18 protein-coding genes are annotated in these 21,618 nt (G+C 38.4%); 6 read left to right on the forward strand and 12 right to left on the reverse strand.

All coding sequences use genetic code 11. From position 1 onward, the window contains the following. Nucleotides 1-4: 4 nt before the first annotated feature. Nucleotides 5-967, reverse strand: a complete 963-nt coding sequence (locus GJS41_RS02335) for a 2OG-Fe(II) oxygenase (protein ID WP_154245725.1) — start codon at nt 965-967, stop codon at nt 5-7. 151 nt (nt 968-1,118) lie between these two features. Between GJS41_RS02335 and GJS41_RS02340 the strand changes: the two genes are divergently transcribed. Continuing rightward, complete coding sequence (locus GJS41_RS02340; RefSeq protein ID WP_154245726.1) at nt 1,119-1,727, forward strand: putative 2OG-Fe(II) oxygenase; 609 nt, start codon at nt 1,119-1,121, stop codon at nt 1,725-1,727. Nucleotides 1,728-1,777: 50 nt separating this feature from the next. Here the strand turns inward: GJS41_RS02340 and GJS41_RS02345 are convergent, their stop codons facing one another. Together GJS41_RS02345 and GJS41_RS02350 are read right to left on the reverse strand one after the other, a co-directional pair. Next, nucleotides 1,778-2,707: an electron transfer flavoprotein subunit alpha/FixB family protein gene (locus GJS41_RS02345; protein ID WP_154245727.1), complete on the reverse strand. Its 930-nt coding sequence runs from the start codon at nt 2,705-2,707 to the stop codon at nt 1,778-1,780. Next, on the reverse strand, nt 2,708-3,457 hold the full coding sequence (locus GJS41_RS02350; RefSeq protein ID WP_154245728.1) for an electron transfer flavoprotein subunit beta/FixA family protein: 750 nt from the start codon (nt 3,455-3,457) through the stop codon (nt 2,708-2,710). A gap of 209 nt (nt 3,458-3,666) precedes the next feature. Here GJS41_RS02350 and GJS41_RS02355 point away from each other — a divergent pair, with 209 nt between their 5' ends. Further along, nucleotides 3,667-5,322, forward strand: coding sequence for an electron transfer flavoprotein-ubiquinone oxidoreductase (locus tag GJS41_RS02355; RefSeq protein ID WP_370515597.1), 1,656 nt, complete (start codon nt 3,667-3,669; stop codon nt 5,320-5,322). A gap of 40 nt (nt 5,323-5,362) precedes the next feature. Here the strand turns inward: GJS41_RS02355 and GJS41_RS02360 are convergent, their stop codons facing one another. The 7 genes from GJS41_RS02360 to phhA all read right to left on the reverse strand — a co-directional run bounded on the left by GJS41_RS02360 (nt 5,363) and on the right by phhA (nt 13,605). Further along, entirely contained in the window at nt 5,363-7,255 is a 1,893-nt protein-coding gene (locus tag GJS41_RS02360) for a tetratricopeptide repeat protein (RefSeq protein WP_154245729.1), read from the reverse strand. A gap of 8 nt (nt 7,256-7,263) precedes the next feature. Next, on the reverse strand, nt 7,264-8,502 hold the full coding sequence (locus GJS41_RS02365; protein WP_154245730.1) for a DUF3466 family protein: 1,239 nt from the start codon (nt 8,500-8,502) through the stop codon (nt 7,264-7,266). Between the two features lie 18 nt (nt 8,503-8,520). Then, nucleotides 8,521-9,168 carry a maleylacetoacetate isomerase gene (maiA, locus tag GJS41_RS02370; RefSeq protein WP_154245731.1) on the reverse strand — a complete coding sequence of 216 codons (648 nt, stop codon included), beginning with the start codon at nt 9,166-9,168 and terminating at the stop codon, nt 8,521-8,523. 29 nt (nt 9,169-9,197) lie between these two features. Beyond that, nucleotides 9,198-10,181, reverse strand: a complete 984-nt coding sequence (locus GJS41_RS02375; protein ID WP_154245732.1) for a fumarylacetoacetate hydrolase family protein — start codon at nt 10,179-10,181, stop codon at nt 9,198-9,200. Between the two features lie 17 nt (nt 10,182-10,198). Then, nucleotides 10,199-11,329 carry a homogentisate 1,2-dioxygenase gene (locus GJS41_RS02380; RefSeq protein ID WP_154245733.1) on the reverse strand — a complete coding sequence of 377 codons (1,131 nt, stop codon included), beginning with the start codon at nt 11,327-11,329 and terminating at the stop codon, nt 10,199-10,201. A gap of 40 nt (nt 11,330-11,369) precedes the next feature. After that, nucleotides 11,370-12,458 carry a 4-hydroxyphenylpyruvate dioxygenase gene (hppD, locus tag GJS41_RS02385; RefSeq protein ID WP_154246955.1) on the reverse strand — a complete coding sequence of 363 codons (1,089 nt, stop codon included), beginning with the start codon at nt 12,456-12,458 and terminating at the stop codon, nt 11,370-11,372. Nucleotides 12,459-12,801: 343 nt separating this feature from the next. After that, entirely contained in the window at nt 12,802-13,605 is an 804-nt protein-coding gene (gene phhA, locus GJS41_RS02390; protein WP_154245734.1) for a phenylalanine 4-monooxygenase, read from the reverse strand. A 384-nt stretch (nt 13,606-13,989) separates the two neighbouring features. Here phhA and GJS41_RS02395 point away from each other — a divergent pair, with 384 nt between their 5' ends. Beyond that, nucleotides 13,990-15,984, forward strand: coding sequence for a transglycosylase SLT domain-containing protein (locus tag GJS41_RS02395; RefSeq protein ID WP_227551232.1), 1,995 nt, complete (start codon nt 13,990-13,992; stop codon nt 15,982-15,984). Nucleotides 15,985-16,027: 43 nt separating this feature from the next. Here GJS41_RS02395 and GJS41_RS02400 read toward each other — a convergent pair whose 3' ends face one another. Next, the gene (locus tag GJS41_RS02400) at nt 16,028-17,287 is read right to left on the reverse strand and encodes a hypothetical protein (protein ID WP_227551233.1); all 1,260 of its coding nucleotides are present in this window, start codon (nt 17,285-17,287) and stop codon (nt 16,028-16,030) included. Between the two features lie 154 nt (nt 17,288-17,441). On the opposite strand from GJS41_RS02400, the gene GJS41_RS02405 reads away from it, so the two are divergent. The 3 genes from GJS41_RS02405 (at nt 17,442) to GJS41_RS02415 (ending at nt 20,203) form a co-directional block, all read left to right on the forward strand. Continuing rightward, nucleotides 17,442-17,741 carry a DUF6763 family protein gene (locus GJS41_RS02405; protein WP_154245736.1) on the forward strand — a complete coding sequence of 100 codons (300 nt, stop codon included), beginning with the start codon at nt 17,442-17,444 and terminating at the stop codon, nt 17,739-17,741. A 38-nt stretch (nt 17,742-17,779) separates the two neighbouring features. After that, nucleotides 17,780-18,442: a uracil-DNA glycosylase gene (gene ung / locus GJS41_RS02410; protein WP_370515598.1), complete on the forward strand. Its 663-nt coding sequence runs from the start codon at nt 17,780-17,782 to the stop codon at nt 18,440-18,442. Nucleotides 18,443-18,625: 183 nt separating this feature from the next. After that, on the forward strand, nt 18,626-20,203 hold the full coding sequence (locus GJS41_RS02415; RefSeq protein ID WP_154245737.1) for a hypothetical protein: 1,578 nt from the start codon (nt 18,626-18,628) through the stop codon (nt 20,201-20,203). Between the two features lie 2 nt (nt 20,204-20,205). Here GJS41_RS02415 and GJS41_RS02420 read toward each other — a convergent pair whose 3' ends face one another. Then, entirely contained in the window at nt 20,206-21,603 is a 1,398-nt protein-coding gene (locus tag GJS41_RS02420) for a formimidoylglutamate deiminase (protein WP_154245738.1), read from the reverse strand. Nucleotides 21,604-21,618: the final 15 nt, after the last annotated feature.

Below are 21,618 nucleotides of genomic sequence, written 5' to 3' on the forward strand. Positions count from 1 at the left end.
ATTCTCAATCCTCTGGATTTTCTCTATACCAAATTGATAGCAGCCACTTTTCACCATCTGTCACTGGCCTGCCTTCATGTAGTGACTTTTGTAATAAGTCTCCGGATTTAGACACATTGTCGAACAATAATACGGAGTTTTTAACTGGCTTTATCATTAAATCTAACTCATTAAAGTAGGTTTCGCCATTGGTAAAATTATCATTAATATAAAACAGCAAGGTTTTTACTCTCTGACCTAGCTTTTTCTCATAGTGGTTACTATTAATGATATCTAAATCAATAAAGTCATGATGGGGTTTGAATTTCTGCCCTTTTTGATACCTCATCAACATCGGCGGTTCAGAGTGATTCATTGGCATATTAGCTATTTTAGAGAAATAATACTTAATAATTGCAAAAGGAATATAGGGTTGAACTTGCGAAAAGTTAATAGCGTAATTGTCTCGAACACTATTGAAATTTGATACCTCCTCGCCAGGCTGATATACCTTGGAAGGTTGTAAATTATTTCCCAACATATTAATTAGAAGTTGCCCAAGTAAATCTGGCCCTACATTAAAGATAAGGTCTATATTAGGTTCTTCATTTAATTTCTTGGATTCTAGTGTTTTGAAGCTATAGTCTGCATCCTTTTCGATTAAAGAGCTTACAAGCTGTGCAAATGGAACCTCTGCTTTATACTGCTTTATGGTATTGGTAAAGCCCTCTGTCTCTTTATTGATCAACCAATCGTAAAAAGCTTTAAAAACAGACCCAACACCTATTTCATTTTCGTCTAAATGTATTAAATGTTTAAAGCCTTTCTCAGGTTTTGACTCATTGAAATATATGGTAGCCAATCTAAAACTAGACTCTAAACAGCCTAATTCAGCGGCCTCTTCAAGCTGTAATATCCCTTCGTGTAAATTACCTTGTTGGAAAAAATTATCCGCTTTAATTTTCAAAGAGTTAATACTCCCAATCATTTTATTTATATTCCTTATTTTAATTATCTAGACATCAAATAAGTGTTTTTTAGATATTTTCAGACTGCCATTGAGTAAGACGATATTAAAAGCTATTATTTACAGTTAATTCAGGGGATTCCTTTAAATCTTATTAAACAATAGCATCAGCATGAATTCAAATAAAATAGCCATCTCAAGAGGCGGAATTTTGCATACTGATATTTGGTGGAGCCAAATACCAGCATCGGTAAAATTAAATCAAGACTTGCTAACCGAGATACAGCAATATAAGCAGAGCAATCCAAAGAGAGATCCTTTAGCTAACCCAGGCTGCTGGAGAGGCTCTGATAGTTTTAGTGGTTGGCCTGTGATACTTGAAAATGCTATCGGCATGATTAAGTCAATCCATCAGCACTATATTCATACCGGTGCGCCTTGCACCAATATAATGAATTATCCGGCTGATAGGTTTGAGTCTGAATTCTGGGCAAACGTTAACCAACCCGATAGCACTAATGCTATTCATTCTCACTCTAAATGGCACTGGTCCGGGGTATATTATATTCAAGGAAAAGGAACCGGCGACATTGCTTTTTATAGCAGCCAATATCTAAATCAGCAAACCAGTATCGGCTTACCTTTTGGTCAATCCTTTTCAATTTCGCCTGAAGATGGAATGCTATTAATTTTCCCAAGTTATCTTTATCATGAGGTTTTAAAAAACACTTCCTCTGCAGAGCGTATTAATATAGCTTTTAATATTAAGATTAACTTCTAATCATAAAAAAGCCGAGCAAATGCTCGGCTTTTTTTAAGCTTAAAGCAAGTTTACAGCGCGTCATTCAACTCTGGAATCACCTTAAATAAATCTGCAACCAAACCATAGTCAGCTACTTGGAAAATTGGCGCTTCTTCGTCTTTGTTAATCGCCACAATGACTTTTGAGTCTTTCATACCTGCTAAATGCTGGATAGCGCCTGAAATACCTACTGCGATATACAGCTCTGGAGCAACAATCTTACCGGTTTGACCTACTTGGTAATCGTTCGGTACAAAACCTGCATCTACCGCGGCACGAGAAGCTCCTACTGCAGCACCTAATTTATCTGCCAAAGCTTCTAACATGGTAAAGTTTTCACCTGAGCCCATACCCCGACCGCCAGATACAATAACGCGAGCAGAAGTTAATTCAGGACGCTCAGATACAGTTAACTCTGCACCAACATAGCTTGAGGTTGCTGAAGCTTCTTTTGCTTCGATTGCTTCAATAGTCGCTGAACCGCCTTCTTCTGCTACAGCATCAAAACCGGTAGCACGAACTGTAATAACCTTTTTAGCATCGTTTGACTTAACAGTCGCAATGGCATTACCTGCATACACTGGACGCTCAAACACATCATCAGAATCAATAGCAGTAATCTCTGAAATCTGTTGGACGTCCAACAAGGCTGCCACACGCGGCATAAAGTTTTTACCGAAAGTCGAAGCCGGAGCCAAGATATGACTATAATCTTCAGCGATAGCAACAACCAAACGGTCTAAGTCTTCTGCTAATAAATGAGCATAATGCTCTGCATCTGCCACCAAAACTTTACTCACGCCTTGGGCTTTTGCAATTTGCTCTGCTGTTGCTTGGCAATTATGACCTGCTACTAAAACCACCGTATCACCTGATAATTGAGTCGCAGCGGCAATAGTACTAAAGGTTGAAGCTTGAGCTTGCTGATTATTATGTTCTGCAATTACTAAAGTCGTCATTTAGATCACCTTCGCATCATTTTTCAATTTATCTACTAGTTCAGCAACTGTTTCAACTTTGATACCCTCTTGACGCGCTGGAGGATTAGCTACTTTCAAAGTTTCAGTGCGCGGAGCTATATCAACACCTAAATCAGCAACAGCAAGCTCTTCAAGCGGCTTACGCTTTGCTTTCATAATATTCGGTAAAGAAGCAAAACGAGGCTCATTCAAGCGTAAATCAGTAGTGACAATTGCAGGCATCGTTAATTCTACAGTCTGCAAACCACCATCAATTTCACGAGTGACTTGTGCTTTGCCATCAGCAACTTTAACTTCTGAAGCAAAAGTACCCTGACCCCAACCTAACAAGGCGCCAAGCATCTGACCGGTTTGGTTATTATCACTGTCAATCGACTGCTTACCAAGAAGTACCATTTGCGGCTCTTCTTTCTCAACAATATTTTTTAATACCTTTGCTACTGCTAATGACTCTAATTCTTCATCAGATTTCACTAATACCGCTTTATCAGCACCTAATGCCAAAGCAGTTCGCAAGGTTTCTTGAGCTTGTTGTGGGCCAATACAAACCGCAACAACTTCAGAGGCAACGCCCTGCTCTTTTAAACGAATCGCTTCTTCAACAGCAATTTCACAAAATGGATTCATCGACATTTTAACATTTGCAGTCTCAACACCGGTGTTATCAGCGTTAACACGAACCTTAACATTCGCATCAATCACACGTTTTATGGCAACTAGAATTTTCATAAAAACCCTATCTATGTATAATTCTTGGCAAAATAGACGACCTAGCCGACTATCTTTAGTAAAATAGGTCGCAATGGTGACCTTTTCAGGGCTTAAGGTCAATAGTTAAAGCCCATTTTTTAACTCATAACAGTGCTTTTTCAGCGCATTTAGCGCTCAATCAGTCACTTACTAAAAACTATTATTGATTAGCATTAAGAGGTGGTTTCGTGGAACGCGAATTTATGGAGTTTGATGTAGTAATTGTTGGTGCAGGTCCTGCGGGTTTATCTGCCGCTATTCGCTTACGTCAGCTAGCCGAAGAATCGGGACAAGAACTAATGGTTTGTGTCGTAGAAAAAGGTTCAGAAGTCGGTGCGCACATATTATCAGGCGCGGTATTCGAACCTACAGCTTTGAATGAGCTGATACCTGACTGGGAAGATAAAGGCGCGCCTTTAAATACCAAAGTCACTGGCGATCAAATTCATTTATTCCGTACTCAAGATAAAGGCATCAAGATCCCGAACTTCTTCGCCCCAAAAACCATGCATAATGATGGTAATTACATCATAAGCCTTGGCAACTTATGCCGTTGGTTAGCTGAGCAGGCAGAAAGTCTTGGCGTAGAAATATTCCCTGGTTTTGCTGCTGCTGAAGTTCTATATAACGAAAATGGCTCCGTCAAAGGTATCGCTACAGGTGATATGGGGATAGGTCGAGATGGCGAGCAAAAAGATGGCTATATGCCAGGTATGGAATTACATGCCAAATACACTTTGTTTGCCGAAGGCTGTCGAGGTCATTTAGGCAAAGAATTGATTGCCAAATATGAATTGGATAAAGATAAAGAACCGCAACATTATGGCATCGGTATAAAAGAGTTATGGAAAATCCCTGCTGAGCAGCACCAAGAAGGCTTAGTCGTTCATACTGCAGGTTGGCCTTTATCCGAGTCTGGTTCTGCAGGCGGTGGCTTTTTATATCATATCGAAGATAATCAAGTTGTTGTGGGCCTAATTACCGATTTGTCTTATACCAATCCATACATTAGTCCTTTTGACGAATTCCAAAGATATAAACACCAAGCAACCATTAAGCCATTTTTAGAAGGTGGTGAGCGCATATCTTATGGTGCTAGAGCTATCACTAAAGGCGGTATTCAATCTCAGCCAAAAATGTCTTTCCCTGGTGGTTTATTAGTTGGCGACGATGCGGGCACTTTAAACTTTGCCAAAATTAAAGGCACCCATACCGCTATGAAATCAGGCATGGTGGCGGCAGAAACTATCGTTGAAGCAATAAAAGCTGAAAGAGCCAATGATGATTTAGTTGAATACGCAAATAATTATCAAGCCTCTTGGGCCTATAAAGAATTACACACTCAACGTAATTTTGGACCTGCACAGCATAAGTGGGGGAATTTGCTAGGTTCAGCATATGTCTTTATTGATTTGAATTTATTTAATGGCAAATTGCCTTGGACACTCAGCGATCCTAAGCCGGATCATGCTCAATTAAAATTGTCACGAGACAGTAAGAAAATTAATTACCCAAAACCAGATGGCAAGCTATCTTTTGATAAGCTCTCGTCGGTATTTGTATCAAATACCAATCATGAAGAAGATCAGCCTATACACTTAAAGCTTCAAGATAAGAGTATTCCTATTGAAGTCAACCTTGATAAGTTTGATGAACCAGCTCAGCGCTACTGCCCAGCTGGTGTTTACGAAGTGGTTAGAGATGATAATGGCGAAAACCCTAACTTTGTGATCAATGCGCAAAACTGCGTTCACTGTAAAACTTGTGATATCAAAGATCCTGCGCAAAATATCACTTGGGTCGTTCCTGAAGGAGCCGGTGGCCCCAACTACCCTAACATGTAAAAAACCAAGCAATAAAAAAGCGGCTAATGCCGCTTTTTTATTAATTCCATTCTTTGACTTCCACATCAAAAGCTAAAGAAATTCGTTTTTCTTTAGAATCATAAGGGACTGTGTGATGATAAAAATAAGATGGGAACAATACAAAAGTCCCTTCTTTCGGAGTAACTTTATAATGTTCATTGATAAAATCAAATCCAAGTTCATCATGCGGCTTGCCAAAAATTAATGAGCCTTCATCACCATTTAATATTTTAGGTAACTGTACGTAAAAGGCACCACTTAACCAAGAGTTTTCATGGATATGCGATCCGACATAGCCAGACTCAGATAGCACCACTGCCCAGAAGTGAATATCAAAACTCTTAGGCTTCTTTTTAAGAAATGGATGCTTTATATTTTGGGGAATGTGATCTAAGTAATTACCTAATAATTTATGTAAATACTGTTTGAAGTAATCCAATGCCGGATAACTTGTAACATCTATATTCTCCGTCATACTTCCGCCTTTAGTGGCTAAGCCACTAGGCTCCCACTTTAAAGTTGGCTGTTTATATATTTCTTCTACAAGTTCAGCAAGGTATCCTTGCATAGTCTTGCAAGAATTTGGTAGGGAAATTTCTTTCTGCAGCGTAAGCTCTTCAAATAGCTGTAAGCTTCTTGATTCATCAAATTTATTTTGCGCTTGCTTACAAACAATCAGCAAAGCCAAACACTTTTGATCTGTTGAATCAAGTGATAACGAATACTGTAAGTCCTTCTCCGCTTCTAAGTATTTCCCGAGCATTATATTATTATAACCTTTATCACGAAATACAATAGCCGACGGTTCATCCATAGCTTCCAATAAAATATCTAAGACCGCGTTAGAGGACTGGTAATTACCAGCTAAAGAATACACTTGTTGCGCAGACATTAAGTATTGCTTGCTTTGAGTAAAAGCAGATAGTTTTTTTGCATAGTGCTGAGCAGTTTCAACAGCACCTAACTTCACCGATATCTTTGCTAAAGTATCCATTGCTTGCAAATTATCAGATTCTTCAACTAAGACTTTGTCTAAAATATTTCGAGCTTCTATTAGTTCTCTTTCGCTTCTAGAGTAAGACAAAACGTAAGCTAGGGTTAATCGGCTGGATCTAGTACTAAATGTTTTAACCGTATTCCTTACATGATTGACAGCATCATATAATTGCCCAGTTTCAACCCAACAAGTGATTAAGGCCGTATGATACTTTTCAACTCCAGCATTAATATCAATAGCCTTAAGCAGTAGCCCTATGGCTTGCTGGTATTGTTTCTGTTCAATGTGACACTTACTTAATAGATAAAAAAGTTCTGCTTTATTTGGATACTTGGAGATAAGACTGCTAAGTATGGCTTTTGCATCTTCATGTTTATTTTGTCTTGAATATAAAATGGCTAAATTTTTCGATAATAAATAATTTTGAGGGTTTGTTGCTAATGCCTCAGAAAAAATAGCCTCCGCTTTATACGTATCACCACTCTTAATTAACATATTCCCATAGTTATTGAGAATATCGGAGCTCAAATTATCTTGTATCAAAGAACTTTCATAAATATCTTTTGCATTGCTAAACTCGTTTGTATTTTCATAGCAAATAGCCAAATTAAGGTAAGCATGCAAATGTTGTGCATTTAATCTGCATACTACCTTATAAAAAAATATGGCTTTATCCCAGAGTTGTAGCTGATGAAATGATATTGCCGCATGAAAATTATTTTCTACTGAATTGTTTTCTTTTTGAATAAGCAACTCAAATAAAGAAGATGCCATTAGAAAGTCTCCTGCTTGTAACGAGGACATCGCAAGAGACTTTAAATTTCTAAGGGAGGGATTTAGATCATATTGCTTTTTAGCAAGTTGTTTAGCTTCAGTCAGTTTGCTCTCAGATATTGATTGTTCTAACTCATTCATTTATTAGTTTACATTTTTCGACGTCTAAACATCAATAAGCCAAATAATGATAACAATCCATAAACAGTTATAGCACCACCAGAGCTGTCGCTATCGGGTTCAGAACAGTCCTCAATTGGGTCACCGGTTGGTACTAATTTAAAAGCTCTAACGTCGCCTTCATAAATTCCCACACCTACAATTTCTCCGGAATTACTAATATCATTTACTAACTGTAGATCCCAACCAGAATCACAAGCCACTAAATCATTTAATATTTGAAACTGCCCTTCAGAATATAAAAATCCAGCATATTTTGGCACGGTTAAGGGTGATGCCAAGGTATTACCTACAACCTGACCATTATCATTTACAGCATTTGCCACTGCATCTCTAAAGCTAGAATTTATGTAAGGAAGTTCTGTCATAGTTTCGGTTGCTAAATCATAGACGAATGCCCTAAAGAAACCATCTTCATCCTGAGCCCTTCCAACAACAATATTGTTGTTATTAATGTCAGTTGGGTAGTTCTCAAAACCACCAATTGCAGGCACTTCTAGAATTTCACTAGAAAAATTATAAATTAATGCTTTAGCTCCAACAGAATTTCTTTCTGTTAAAAACTCAGACCAACCAACAACTACACCACTATCATTAATGGCCGTTGCATAAGCATCAAATGCAGTACCCTGATCATCACCAAATGGTGGCAAAAACTCTACACCTGTATCCGAATGCACATAACCTCTGAACGCTCGAACTTCGGTACCGTCGGGTTCAGCTACATTAATAACACCAAAGCCGACAATTTGATTGGCATTGTTCAAATTTATTGCTCTAGAGTTGATAACGCCATCTCCCAAGTCTAATTTCTCAGGACCAGAACTAGGAAATGTTAAAGCAAATTCCTGTAATGAATCATTACCATCGACATCTACAATATCAAATCCATATCCAATAATTAAACCAGAATCATTAATCTTAAAAGCAAAACTATTGTTTTCTCCAAATGCGCCTAAATCACTGATAACAGAATTAGTAAATGAAAAGGCATGTAAATTAAACTCCCTTTCCGTACCGCCCTCTGTTAATAACGGGCCATTGGCATAGCCGACGACATCACCTTGTAAGTTAACACCCCACCCGAAACTCTGCTCACCGCCCAAATCACCTAATTCAATAACATCATAAGGTGCTGCCGCAACTGTTCCAATTGAGAAAGTTATTGCCGTAGCAATTAAAGTTTTTGCTAAAATTGTTTTTTTCATTATGCTTCTCTATCGATGCTAAACAGCATCCGGTTGTGATTCTGGTTGTGCGTCTTTAAACGCATCTAGTGTTAAGCAGTGCTGCTCAATAGCAACTAACCGCGGATATTCGTCAAGACTAATATTAAAGCGTCTGGCATTGTAAACTTGCGCTACAATAAATGCATCCGCTAATGTTGGCTCATTACCGAAAGCGAATGACGACTCAGTAGCAAAATTAGCTAATTGTTTCTCAACAGCCCTGAACCCTTGCTGAATCCAGTGCTGATACCAATCGTTTTTAGCATTATCGCTAACTTCTAACTCTCCTTTCAGATACTGCAATACGCGTAAATTATTTAGAGGATGAATATCACAAGCAATAGCCTGGCAAAGGCTTCTGACTTGCGCTTTTAAAAAAGGTTCAGTCGGTAATAATTCAGGACCTGCATGAGTTTCATCTAAATACTCGCAAATCGCCATCGATTGGCTTATGAGCTGGCCATTATCATCCAACAATGGTACTAAACCCTGCGGGTTTTTCTGTCGGTATGCAGGTTTATGCTGTTCTCCACCATCTTTTACCAAATGCACAGGAATCATTTGGTAAGCCACTCGTTTTAAGTTTAAAGCAATTCGAACGCGATAAGCCGCCGTTGAGCGCCAATAACTATATAATTTCAGCATAAACCCTCTTCACCTTTCTTTATCAATAATTAAAGCTCGTACTTTTCAACTTCTTGATGAATTTGACCGAAGATAGAAGCGCCTGCTTCATCAAACATTTCAATAGTTACCGTATCTCCAAAACGCATAAATGGAGTTTTTGGAGCGCCATCAGCAATAATTTCAAGCATACGCACTTCTGCTAGACATGATGACCCAGTGGTTTCATCAACGTTTGAAATAGTACCAGAGCCTACAATAGCACCAGCCGCTAAAGGTCTAGTTTTAGCCGCATGTGCCACTAGAGTGGGGAAATCAAACACCATGTCTACGCCACAATCAGGTTTGCCGAGTACTGTATCGTTTAAATGAGTTACCAGTGGCAAGAATACTTTTTTACCATCCCACTTATCGCCCAATTCATCTGGAGTAACGGCAACAGGCGAAAATGCTGAAGATGGCTTGGATTGGAAAAAACCAAAACCTTTAGCCAATTCGCCAGGAATTAAGTTTCTCAAAGAAACATCGTTTACCGTCATTAACAAACGAATTTCTTTCTCCGCCATTTCTGGAGTTGCTCCCATCGGAACATCACCTGTAATAACAGCCACTTCAGCTTCCATATCAATGCCGTAGTCTTCAGAAGCCATTTTAATCTTGTCACGTGGCCCCAAGAACGTATCGCTACCACCTTGATACATCAATGGGTCCGTCCAGAAAGTTTCTGGCATTTCTGCATTTCGAGCCTTGCGCACTAATTCTACATGATTAACATAAGCCGAACCGTCAGCCCATTGATAAGCTCTTGGTAATGGTGATTCACAAGCTACTTGATCAAAATCAAATGCTTCTTTAACTTCACCAGCATTCAAGCGACCATAAAGCTCTTCTAAATCTGGCTTTGCGCTATCCCAATCATCTAATGCAGCTTGCAAGGTTGTGACATGGCATGGCTTTACTGCTTGTTTTAGGTCGCGACTTACTACCACCAAACGACCATCACGACTACCGTCTTTTATAGTTGCTAATTTCATTATATTTTCCTAATTTCTTATTCGCTGGCTTTCCAGCTATTACAGTATTCTGGATTCTCTACTGAGGACATTTCATCAGACACTTCCAAAGCATCGCGCGTATCGATCATTACTGCCACTTCGTCAGTTTCTTTTTTGGCATATTCCATCCCAGCTTTAAAAGCTTTCGGGTGAGGCCCATGAGTAAAACCTGACGGATGGAAAGTGACCATACCCGCATCGATGTTATCGCGACTAAAAAAGTCACCTGCGTGATAGAAAAGCACTTCATCAAAATCGTCATTATTATGATAGAAAGGTACTTTTAAGGCACCAGGATCGGATTCAATAGGACGCGGCACAAAGGTACAAATAACAAATCGACTTGCCACAAAAGTAGTATGTGCTGACGGTGGTAAGTGATAACGATGTGACATCAAAGGGCGAATATCACGCCAATTAATTCTTACTACCGATAAATCGCCATGCCAACCTATCGCATCCAATGGCGAGTAATTGTAATGTACTTTGGATAATTGACCGCGACGCTTAATTTCAACGGTCCATGGGGTTTCATCCTGTTGCGCCTTAAATCTTTCATTAATCGAAGGCACATCCAACATGGCAGGATCAAAAATTGCTTGCGGTCCCACTAAGCCTTTATCCGGCAACTGGTAACTATCGTTAGTAGCTTCTATTAACAGCATGGTCATCGGCTCTTGCGGCTCGATACGCCACATAGTCCCGCGCGGAATGACTACATAATCACCATCTCGAATTTCCATATGTCCGTAGTCACAAAATAAATCGCCTTTGCCCTTGTGAATAAACAATAATTCATCACCATCACCATTACGAGCTAATGCTGGCATAGCTTCATTACAATCCCAAATTCGAAATTTACAAGAAGCATTGTGTAATAGATCTTTAGCTGCCCATGGCGAGTTTGAGCTTTTTTCTAAATCATTTAAATCAAAAGCCCTAGGTCTTAAAGGACCTTCCCATTTCTCCCATGATGTTGGCGCTTGTTTATGATGAAAATGTGCTGTTGGCCCAAAAAAACCACTTCGCCCTGCTTCACGCTCATACATTCCCTCTTCAGGAAAATCGGCGTGTGCTTGACGAGAAATGGTGCCTTCTTTATGCGGGAATGAAATCCACTTACGCATATATTTCTCCTTTCTTAGCTAAGCTGGGAATGGCTATCAATTAAATCACACCACGGTCAATTTGATCTTGTTCAATCGATTCGAATAAAGCTTTAAAATTACCTTCACCAAAACCTTGGTTGCCTTTACGTTGAATAATCTCAAAGAAAATTGGACCGATTACAGTATTGGTAAAGATTTGCAATAAGATCCCTTCTTCATGATCTAAAGATCCATCAATCAAGATTTGGTTTTCGCGTAACTTAGCAACATCTTCATTGTGCTTAGGAATGCGACGCGGAATCATATCGTAATATGCGCCTGGAGTAGGCATAAAGTCCATGCCACCAGCACGTAAACGCTCAATGGTGTCGTAGATGTCTGGCGTCGATAACGCTATGTGCTGAATCCCTTCGCCTTTGTATTCTTTTAAATATTCTTCGATTTGCGACTTTTCATCTGCTGATTCATTAATTGGAATACGAAGTTTATTACAAGGGCCTGTCATCGCTTTAGAGAATAATGCAGTTTGCTTACCTTTGATATCGAAGTAACGAATTTCACGGAAGTTAGCGATATTTTCATAAAAACTTGCCCACACATCCATACCACCACGCTTAACGTTGTGGGTCAGGTGGTCTAAAGTTTGCAAGCCCATACCTACTGGGTATTCATCAACACCATCAATAAATTCAAACTCTTCATCATAAATACTGGCTTCTTTCCCCCAAGTATCAATGAAATAGAGTACCGAACCGCCAATTCCATACACTGCTGGATGCGCTTTATGCTCAGGTTTATCGAATGCCTTAGCACCATTAGCAACTGCGTGTTCAAAAGCTTTTTTCGCGTCTGCTACACGCCAAGCCATAGCGCAGGCACAAGGGCCATGTAATTTACTAAACTCGTTAAAGTAACCTTCTGTTTCAGCATTAATTACAAAATTAATATCGCCTTGACGATATAAAGACACTTTTTTGCTTCTATGATTTGCTACGTGAGTAAAGCCTAATAATTGAAATAAGTCTCTAAGCTTTTGAATACCTTCAGCATTGGGTGCTGAATATTCAACAAATTCAAATCCATCCGTGCCCATTGGGTTTGCTACAGGTTCGGTTGGCGTTGGTGCACTGGTGACTTTTGCTTGCATGTTTGATGCTTGTAAATCTGACATTTTATTTTCCTCAGTATTTTAAGAGGTTAATTTCATGATGTTTGAAGTTAAACAAACTTAAACACCTAATTTGGTTTGAACTAGCTGGTAATTTTTGCAAACTACAATCGCTAGGAAAGGCATTTGGGGAACTATTGGCTCCATTGAGCACGGACTTGCACCGCAACAAGGTAAGTTGGTATGTGATGTTTATTTAAAATCAATAACATAGATAAATTCTTAATAGGTCAAATCAACCCGAATAATAGCGTTCTATTATGCTACAAACCGATTTTTTTGACAATAAAAAGCCCACTTTATAGCGGGCTTCAAAGGAATTCTAACTGGCTAGTTTTTCTTCTTTTGGCGGATAGACCGGAGCATGTAAACCAAGCTTTTTTGCCTCTTCGACCATGCCCATAACATCGGCATGCGCCAATTCATAAAGCTGCTTTAAATCTTCTAACACAAAATATTGTGGCTGCATTATATCGATTCGATAAGGCGTTCTTAACATATCCACTGGATCGAATGGTTTACGAATAACTTCTGGGTTATCTAAACTATGAGGCGTTTCGCCAATCGAAGAGAGAATACCACCGCCATAAATACGATTACCTTCATTAGATTGCATCAATCCAAACTCCACTGTAAACCAATACAAACGAGCTAAGAAGACTCTATCTTCTTTTGAAGCGTTATACCCTAACTTGCCATAAATACTGGTGAATTCGGCAAAATAAGGGTTGGTTAGCATCGCACAATGACCAAAAATTTCATGGAATACATCAGGCTCTTGTAAATAATCCATTTCTTCTGGGGTACGGATAAAAGTTGCACATGGGAATTTTTTGTCCGCTAGCAATGCAAAAAATTTATCGAAGTTAATTAACGCAGGAACCCAGGCAACTTCCCAACCCGTTTCTTTACGTAAGACACTAGAGACTTCTTCTAATTGAGGAATTCTGTCTTTAGGTAATTGTAGCTTATCTAATCCTTCAAAATACTCAGCACAAGCGCGCCCTTGAATAAGCTTTTCCTGACGAGAAATTAGCTTATGCCAAGTTTCATGCTCAACATCCGTATAGTGGATAAAACCATTGTCATCCATTGGCCGAGCCTTGTATTTGCTACTTTTACCCATTGCTTCACCTGTTGCTGGTTAATTTTTCTACAATATTAGTGCCTTTTTGAACAGCGCCATTATTATCTTAGCTTATTTTGTAAAAACAAGTAAAAAATGTCTGATACTGAGCTTATAAGCTTGAAGTCGGAGCAGTTTCGATTTTTAATCACTTTAAATAAATCTTTATGGAACGCTGTCTATAGATACTTGTCTTACAAAGTAAGAGAGCGGTTTCATAATATTATAAATAAAAAAATCAACAAGATTTTGACTTTGTTCAATTCATAATATGGTTATGGCTTGAATACTAAACTGAAGAAAGTTAAATCTTAAATTACAACTGTTTCATTACAGGTTAAAGGACTAGTTTACAGAATGCGAATGATTATTAAGCCACTACTTATGATTAGTGGATTAGCATTAACTATTGCTACGAGTGACTTATACGCAAACAATTTACCAACAAAAAATCAGAAAAATTATAGCTCTTCTCAAAAAATATTTTTGCAAGCGGAAAAAGCGCTCAAAGAAAATAAATTTAATGAATATCGGAAGATTCGAGCAAAGCTCGATCACTACCCTTTGGCCTCTTATCTAGATTTTGATTTCTTATCTAAAAATTTGACCCTATCCAATCGAGCAGAAATTGATAAATTTATAAAATTCCAACGGGATTCTCCTTTAGCAAATCGACTTAAGTATCGATATATCGATAAACTAGCCAAAGACAAAGAACTGTCAGTATTTAGCGATTATTATAAAGATCACTTAGCTAGCAGTAGTAATGCTAAGCATAAGTGTCTGTATCTGAGTCACCAAATTACAAAAGGTGTTGCTGTCAATAAGCTCTACTCTGAAATCAAGAAGCTCTGGCTAGTTCCAAAGTCACAACCTCAAGAGTGCGATTCATTGTTCAAAGCATGGACAGCTGATGGACAGTTAACTCATGCTGTCGCATTCAAGCGTTTCAATAAAACTGCACAAAGTGGTTCTGTTGCTTTAATGAATTACTTAAAACGCTATTTACCAACAAAACAACAATATCTAGCAGAACTGTGGTCAAAAGTCAGAAAAGATCCAGGGGCTATAGCTAAACGTAATTTTTTCCCGCAGAAAGATTATAAATATCAAGAAGCAGTGATTGCGGTCTTTGCCATCAAAAAGCTGGCCTGGGGTGATCGCGATTCAGCCTACAAAACCTGGCGTAATGTACAAAAACGCATTGTCATTCCAAAAGAGTTAAAAACTGATGCTGAAAGAACACTATTCCTAGCCCAGGCTACCGAAAACAAACCTGGTGCTCTTACTTGGGCTAAGCGTCACATTAATCGATATCTAAGTGATAGTTTGGTATCTCATTGGAAACTCGCTACCTTTTTAAGGGCTGAAGATTGGTCTTCAGTTATCGAGCAATATGACTTATTGTCAGAAAATATTCAAAAAACCAATCAATGGCGTTATTGGTACGCGATCGCTTTGGAAAATAAAAAGGTTTTTCAAAAGTCTGCTCCAATTTTAGAGCAGCTTGCTAATGAACGTGATTACTATGGCTACAAGGCGGCAGTCAGATTGAAACAGCCATTGCAACTTAACCACCAGGACTCAGCCATCAGTTCTGATGTTATCAAAAGAGTCAGCGCTTTTTCAAACGTCGAAAGAGCTAAAGAATTATTTGCCCTTGAGCGTTATCGTGACGCTAATCGAGAATGGCGAAGCTTGCAAAAAAGATTAGCCAATAAGGATGAAATAAAAGCTGCCGCTCAAATCGCTCATGACTGGGGCTGGTATAACCAAGGGATATTAACAATCGCCAAAGCTAAAGAATGGGATGACACCAATTTACGTTTTCCTACAGCTTTTAAGTATGACTACCAAGTCATGGGCAAAAAAGTTGGATTACCCGCTGAATGGCTAATGGGGATTACTAGACAAGAAAGTGCTTACGGACCTTTTGCAGTGTCCGGTGCTGGCGCATACGGTTTAATGCAGGTGCTGCCTTCAACTGCAAAAATTTATTCAAAAAAGCTCGGCGTAAAATATGGCAAACGCTCAGATTTGTTTGCACCTAGCACCAACATTGAAATGGGATCTAATTATTTAAAACTTCGCTACGATGAGCTGGATAACAACCCAATTTATGCTTCCGCCGCCTATAATGCTGGCAAACATCGTATTGATCAGTGGAAAGGATTTGGGCGCTTCCCCACGGAAGTTTGGATTGAAGCTATTCCTTATACAGAAACTCGCGATTACATTAAGAAAGTAATGACCTACCGCGCGATTTATGCTTTAAAACTTAATAAGAAAGATACGGTGTTTGAGTATATTTTAAATACCAACACAGGTGACGATTCAATTGCACAATGTGCTCCAGTTACTTCTGGAGCAGTATGCTAATTTATTATTAATGAAATCTAGTAACACTTATTAGTTTTTTTACTTAGAAGTATTTTTCTAAACTAATCCCAATATAGTCATCGTTACGGAAAGGATAAAAAATTGATTCCGTCGGATTGTTATCATCGAAGCCGGTAAAGTAACGTGCTTCTAAAATGATTTTCCAACTATTACCAATACGGCGACTGGCTTCTAAATTCAAAAACTTTTGCCCTTCTTCGCTATAAGAAAAACCAAACAATGCTTCGGTTGATTGCTCATCATTCAAAGCTAAACGAAAGCCACTAACAATCGAATCTTGAGTCTGAAAGCCACCAGCAATCAATTCGCGACTGTCTGTTTGGTATTCAAGAATAATACCTAAATCGATGCCTGATTCTTTGATATCATAAAACGAATACTCTAAACCGCCCACAGCAGCCCAGTAACGATCGTTACCAAAACCTGAACGACTGATAGCTTCAAGTTTCCATAGCCAAGCATTAATCGTTGCTTGAACATCTAAACTAGTTTGATCAATAGTTTGATATAAAGGTCTTAAAGTTGGACTAAGTGGATTAGAGGTATCTAGTACAAATTGCGGTTCACGGCTGGTACCCGAAAAGTGCGCTAAACCTATTTCCCAATCCCCAATGGAACGTGACCAACGAATAGCGGCATCAAGATTGTGCTCTTCGTCATCGCTTTCATAAATAGGATTATCCACATCGATTGCTAGTGGGAAGCGTAAGCGGCCATCCTCCCCAGCAAATGTCCTTTCTCTGAAATAAGGCAATAAATAAAATTCAAACAAACCCCATTCTTGTTCAGTTGAAAAGCGCAGCATGGGCTGACCAAGCTTGTCTTCACCGTCAATATTTTCAACAAAGTCAGTTTGGTTAATCACATCAACTAAATGTTGTGACTCTGCTACTCCCCAAAAAACTTTGCCAATGCCAGCTTTGACTTCCCAAACATCACCCACATAGGTGAACATGAGCTCACGAATATCAGCATGAGTGCGCTCTTCATCTTCACTATCCCAGCGATAGAAAGGCTTAAAATCAAAGCTCCAGTCGCTATCGTCAAATTGATGGTAATACTCTGGCTCAAATGCTATTGAAAAATTACTATCTGATTGGCCGAAATCCGCCTCTTGCGTAAAAACTCTTGTTTCAAATTGAACTTGGCCTGAGAGTTCGCCAGCTGAGGATTCATATGAAATAGACGAGGTTAGAATCGAGATCAAAGTAGCAAGAGTTAGCTTAGTGAATGAAGGCATATTAGTCACTTTACATACCATTTGGTTTGTTTGTTCTGACATTGTATTTTTTAAGGCTCTAAAAATCTAGCTTTATTCTTAAGGATAAAGTTTTCCTATTGACCTGTTCACAAATTGATCAATTATAATCGTGCATTTTTTGACCAATATGGTAAATTAAGATTGGTAGTACGAATTAATGAATATGGCTTAAGTAATGGCTAAACTTTTAACTCCACGCCGAGGTCATTGGTATAAAAGACCTGACCTCAACGATGTATTTGAAGTCGTCGCGATTGATGATGATGAGGGTACTATTGAAATTCAATACTTCAATGGAGAGATAGAGGAGTTAGATTTAGCAAGTTGGCAGGAACTTTATATCGCTGAAGCCGCAGCGCCTGAAGACTGGTCTGGTGCTTTGGAGGTTGAATCCTATGCTATTAACGATCGCATGAAAGAATCTCCTGGAAATCTTTCCGACGCCTTAAACCATTTGGATATTAATGAAAACTAAGCTATCTTGTTGTTTTTAGAATAGAAAACATTATATCAGTGGAATCGGCAAAAACTTGGCAAGAAGCCCTATCTGGATTAAAGGCAACGGATTTTTATAAGGATATAACTCAATTTGTAGCGGATGAAAGAGCCGCTGGCAAAGTTATCTACCCTCCTGAAAATGAAGTTTACAATGCTTTAACCTCGACACCCTTTAATAAAGTTAAGGTCGTCATTCTAGGACAAGATCCTTATCACGGTGAACACCAAGCTAATGGAATGGCTTTTTCAGTGAACCCTGGGATTAAAATTCCCCCATCGCTTCGTAATATTTACAAAGAAATCGAAAATGATCTGAAGTGTAATATGCCTAATAATGGTGATCTTACTCTTTGGGCTAATCAAGGCGTCTTGTTGTTAAACTCTGTATTAACCGTAGAGAAATCCTTAGCGGGTTCTCATGCCAACAAAGGGTGGGAAAAAGTAACAGACCAAATTATTTGCAGCCTTAATCAAAAGCCTGAGCCTATAATTTTTCTATTGTGGGGAGCTTATGCCCAAAAGAAAGCATCGCTTATCGGCGAACAGCACATAATTTTGAAGGCACCACACCCCTCGCCTTTATCGGCTCATAGAGGTTTCTTTGGGTGTCAACATTTCTCAATAACAAACCAAAAACTTATAGAGAACAAACAATCGCCTATAAAGTGGCAACTATAAGCATCGATAACGGATTAATTAAAGATAATGCAATCGTTAAAGAATAAACACACAACAAGGAAATTACTAAGATACGCAGTGTTTGCATTAGTCATGCTTATATTATTCAACATTTATATATGGATCGACAATAAACAAAATTATAATACCCGCCAGAAAAACTCCACTGATACGCTTTTTGTAATGCTGCAGTCAAAAGTGGAAGTCCCAATGTTAGTGGCCGATAACGAAGCTGTGCAACGTGAGTTATCAACTATTGATTTTGATCCGGTCATTATTAGCGTGAGTATTTATGATAAAGAAGGAGCTTTAGTTGCCGAGCGCAGTACACAAAACGTTATAAATCGTGATGAACTTAAGGTGTTTAGCAAAGACATAATCAATCAATTATTAAATTCTGAGATTAATATTTATATAGATAGTGGCGATAACTCCAGCAATACTCAAAGCATTGGTCAAATCAAAGCTCTTGTTCAACCTTATTCATTTACAAATGAACTTATAGTGAATAAGTTAGCTATAATTTTTAATATTATATTAGCCACTATTCTTATAGTCTCTGGCTTTTGGCTTTATCAAAGCATAAAAGTTAAGCGCAATCGCATATCGATCATTAGCAATATTTTAGAGAGCGAAAAAATCATTTATCAAGATTCCGCTAAGTTTAGTGAATATAAAAACCTCTATTACAATGCCAGCAAGGCTGTTGATAAAATTTATAAACAAAATTCCCAACTGGCAAACTTGCATAAAGAAATTCAATATGCTCGCGAGGATTCCAACTTAGAGCTCAACCGCTTCCTTGAGTTCTTAATGGCGTCTAAAACTTTTAAGTTGGATTCCAGTTTGGAGGTTTTCATCGATGCAGTTCTAGCCAGTAAAAGTGATGAAAAGTCTTTCATTGATATTCGAAAAGAATTCTCATGGGTTATAGCTCATCATTCTGATTTGATGCAAGAAAATAACCTAATCATTTTTGATAAAGTTCTAGGAATGCTCGATGAACACAGTGTATTTATTGATAAAGAACTATTCCATAGTTTCTTAAAGCTTTTTATCAAACAACTAGCTTTGTTATGTAAAAACTCTGAATTGAGTATTAGTGCTGATATTAATAATATTCATGACCAAACTCATATATTAAGATTGTCCTTCGAGTCAAGTTCGCCAAGTTTCAAGCACGTCCTAGAGCACCAAAGTTTATTTGATTTTATTCCAGGGTCTCAAATATCAATTGAAACTAACAACCCCTCTTTTATTGCTTGTAAGCATCTAGTGCAGAAAACTGGCGGTGATTTTATATTTTTAGAAAATGAAATTCGTTTTGAATTTCCTGTTTCTATTATAAAAAAACAAGATAAATCAAAAGCAAATCACTCAATCTCAGCATTAAATGCGCAGCATTCTTTATTGGTATATGACTCAGATCCAACCGAACGAATTATACTAATGGGCTATCTTGAGAAATTTGCACAAAAAGTTGATAAAGCCACTACCAAACAAGTGACTTTGCAGAAGCTTCGTCGGAATCATTATGACGCCGTTTGCGTCAATTCAAATTTCTTTTCTTCGCAAGATCCTTATTTTCTTGCTAACTTTAAAACTGAGTATTATGCAAAAGAAATGCCGCCTAAACTTTTAGTGTTTTCAAAGCACTCCGAAATTGTCGAGAATGAGAATTACCAATCGCTAGATGCAAAATTAATAATAAAGCCCATTAATTTAAAAGAATTAGAGGATACGCTCAATGATTTACCTTAAAGCTAATTCAGAAGCTTTTGTATTACTCTTTGATAATTTTTAGTTATCAAATCTTGGTTGGCATGCTGCGATTTTTCGACAAGCTTATTACCTGATACCCAAACCGAAACCAAAGGTTCACTTAGCTGCTGGTTAAAAATATAAGCATCTACAAGTTGATTACCTGTCTTACCTGCTAAAGTTATATCCTTATTATTCAAAACCAAAAAGTCAGCTTTTTTATTAATCGCAATTTCACCCGAACGACCACCCAAACTTTGTGAGCCACCTCTTGCAGCGTTGCGCCATAACCAATAACCATTGGAGCTATTATCACCATCAGTGAAAACAGTTCTTGAATTCGATATTAATCGGTTTTGATACTCTAACCAACGCAGCTCTTCAGTGGCATTCACCGATATATGACTATCACTACCAATTCCCCAGACTCCTGAATGAGCCTTGTAATCTGGCATGGCAAAAAAACCATCACCTAAGTTCGCTTCTGTGGTTGTGCAAATGGAAGTTACCGCTTTAGATTTAGCGACTTTCTTTACTTCACTATCATTCATATGTGTGGCGTGAACCAAACACCAGCGACTATTTAGTTCAAAGTTTTCTGATAACCAGTTTACCGGTCTGTCACCGTAATGGGCCAAACAATCATTCACTTCTTTGAGTTGCTCAGCGATATGAATATGAACAGGTGCCTGAATCGACGATTGCCCAGTTAACTTATCTAGGTGGTTAATCGCGAATTCTATGTCTGAATAGTTCACAGCGCGTAACGAATGAGGCGCTATGCCAAAATTTTGCTGATAATCCCCTGCTAACTTAGAAATCACATCGAGTAATTGCGCATACTCACCTTGAGTATGAATAAAGCGTTTTTGCTCATCACTGGGAGGCTGCTCTCCAAAGCCACTATAGCGATAGAACACAGGTAATAATGTCAAATTAATTCCTGAGTTCTTAGCGGCCTCGAAAATACGTTGCGACATTTCAGCTTGGTTGGAAAAGTGCTCACCATTAGCATCATGGTGAAGGTAGTGAAACTCACCTACGGAAGTATAGCCAGCTTTTAGCATCTGCATATAAAGTGCTGTCGCAATGATTTCTAAATCATCTGGAGTGATTTTAGATACAAAATCATACATGATTTTACGCCAAGACCAGAAACTATCACTCCCCTTACCGCTTTGCTCGGCGAGACCAGCCATAGCCCACTGAAAAGCATGAGAATGGTTATTGACCATGCCAGGGATAATCGAATTTGCAATTAATTCTCCCTTAAAATCATTCCGTATAGTTGATTTTTCTTCGATCGCAGTGATATACCCTAAATCGTCAATCGTCAATAAAACGTTTTCAGCCCAGCCTTCAGCGAGTAGAATGTGTTTTGCAAATATTTGCTTAGCCATGCGCAATGCACTTTA

Source organism: Kangiella sp. HZ709 (assembly GCF_009674675.1).
GTDB lineage: Bacteria > Pseudomonadota > Gammaproteobacteria > Enterobacterales > Kangiellaceae > Kangiella.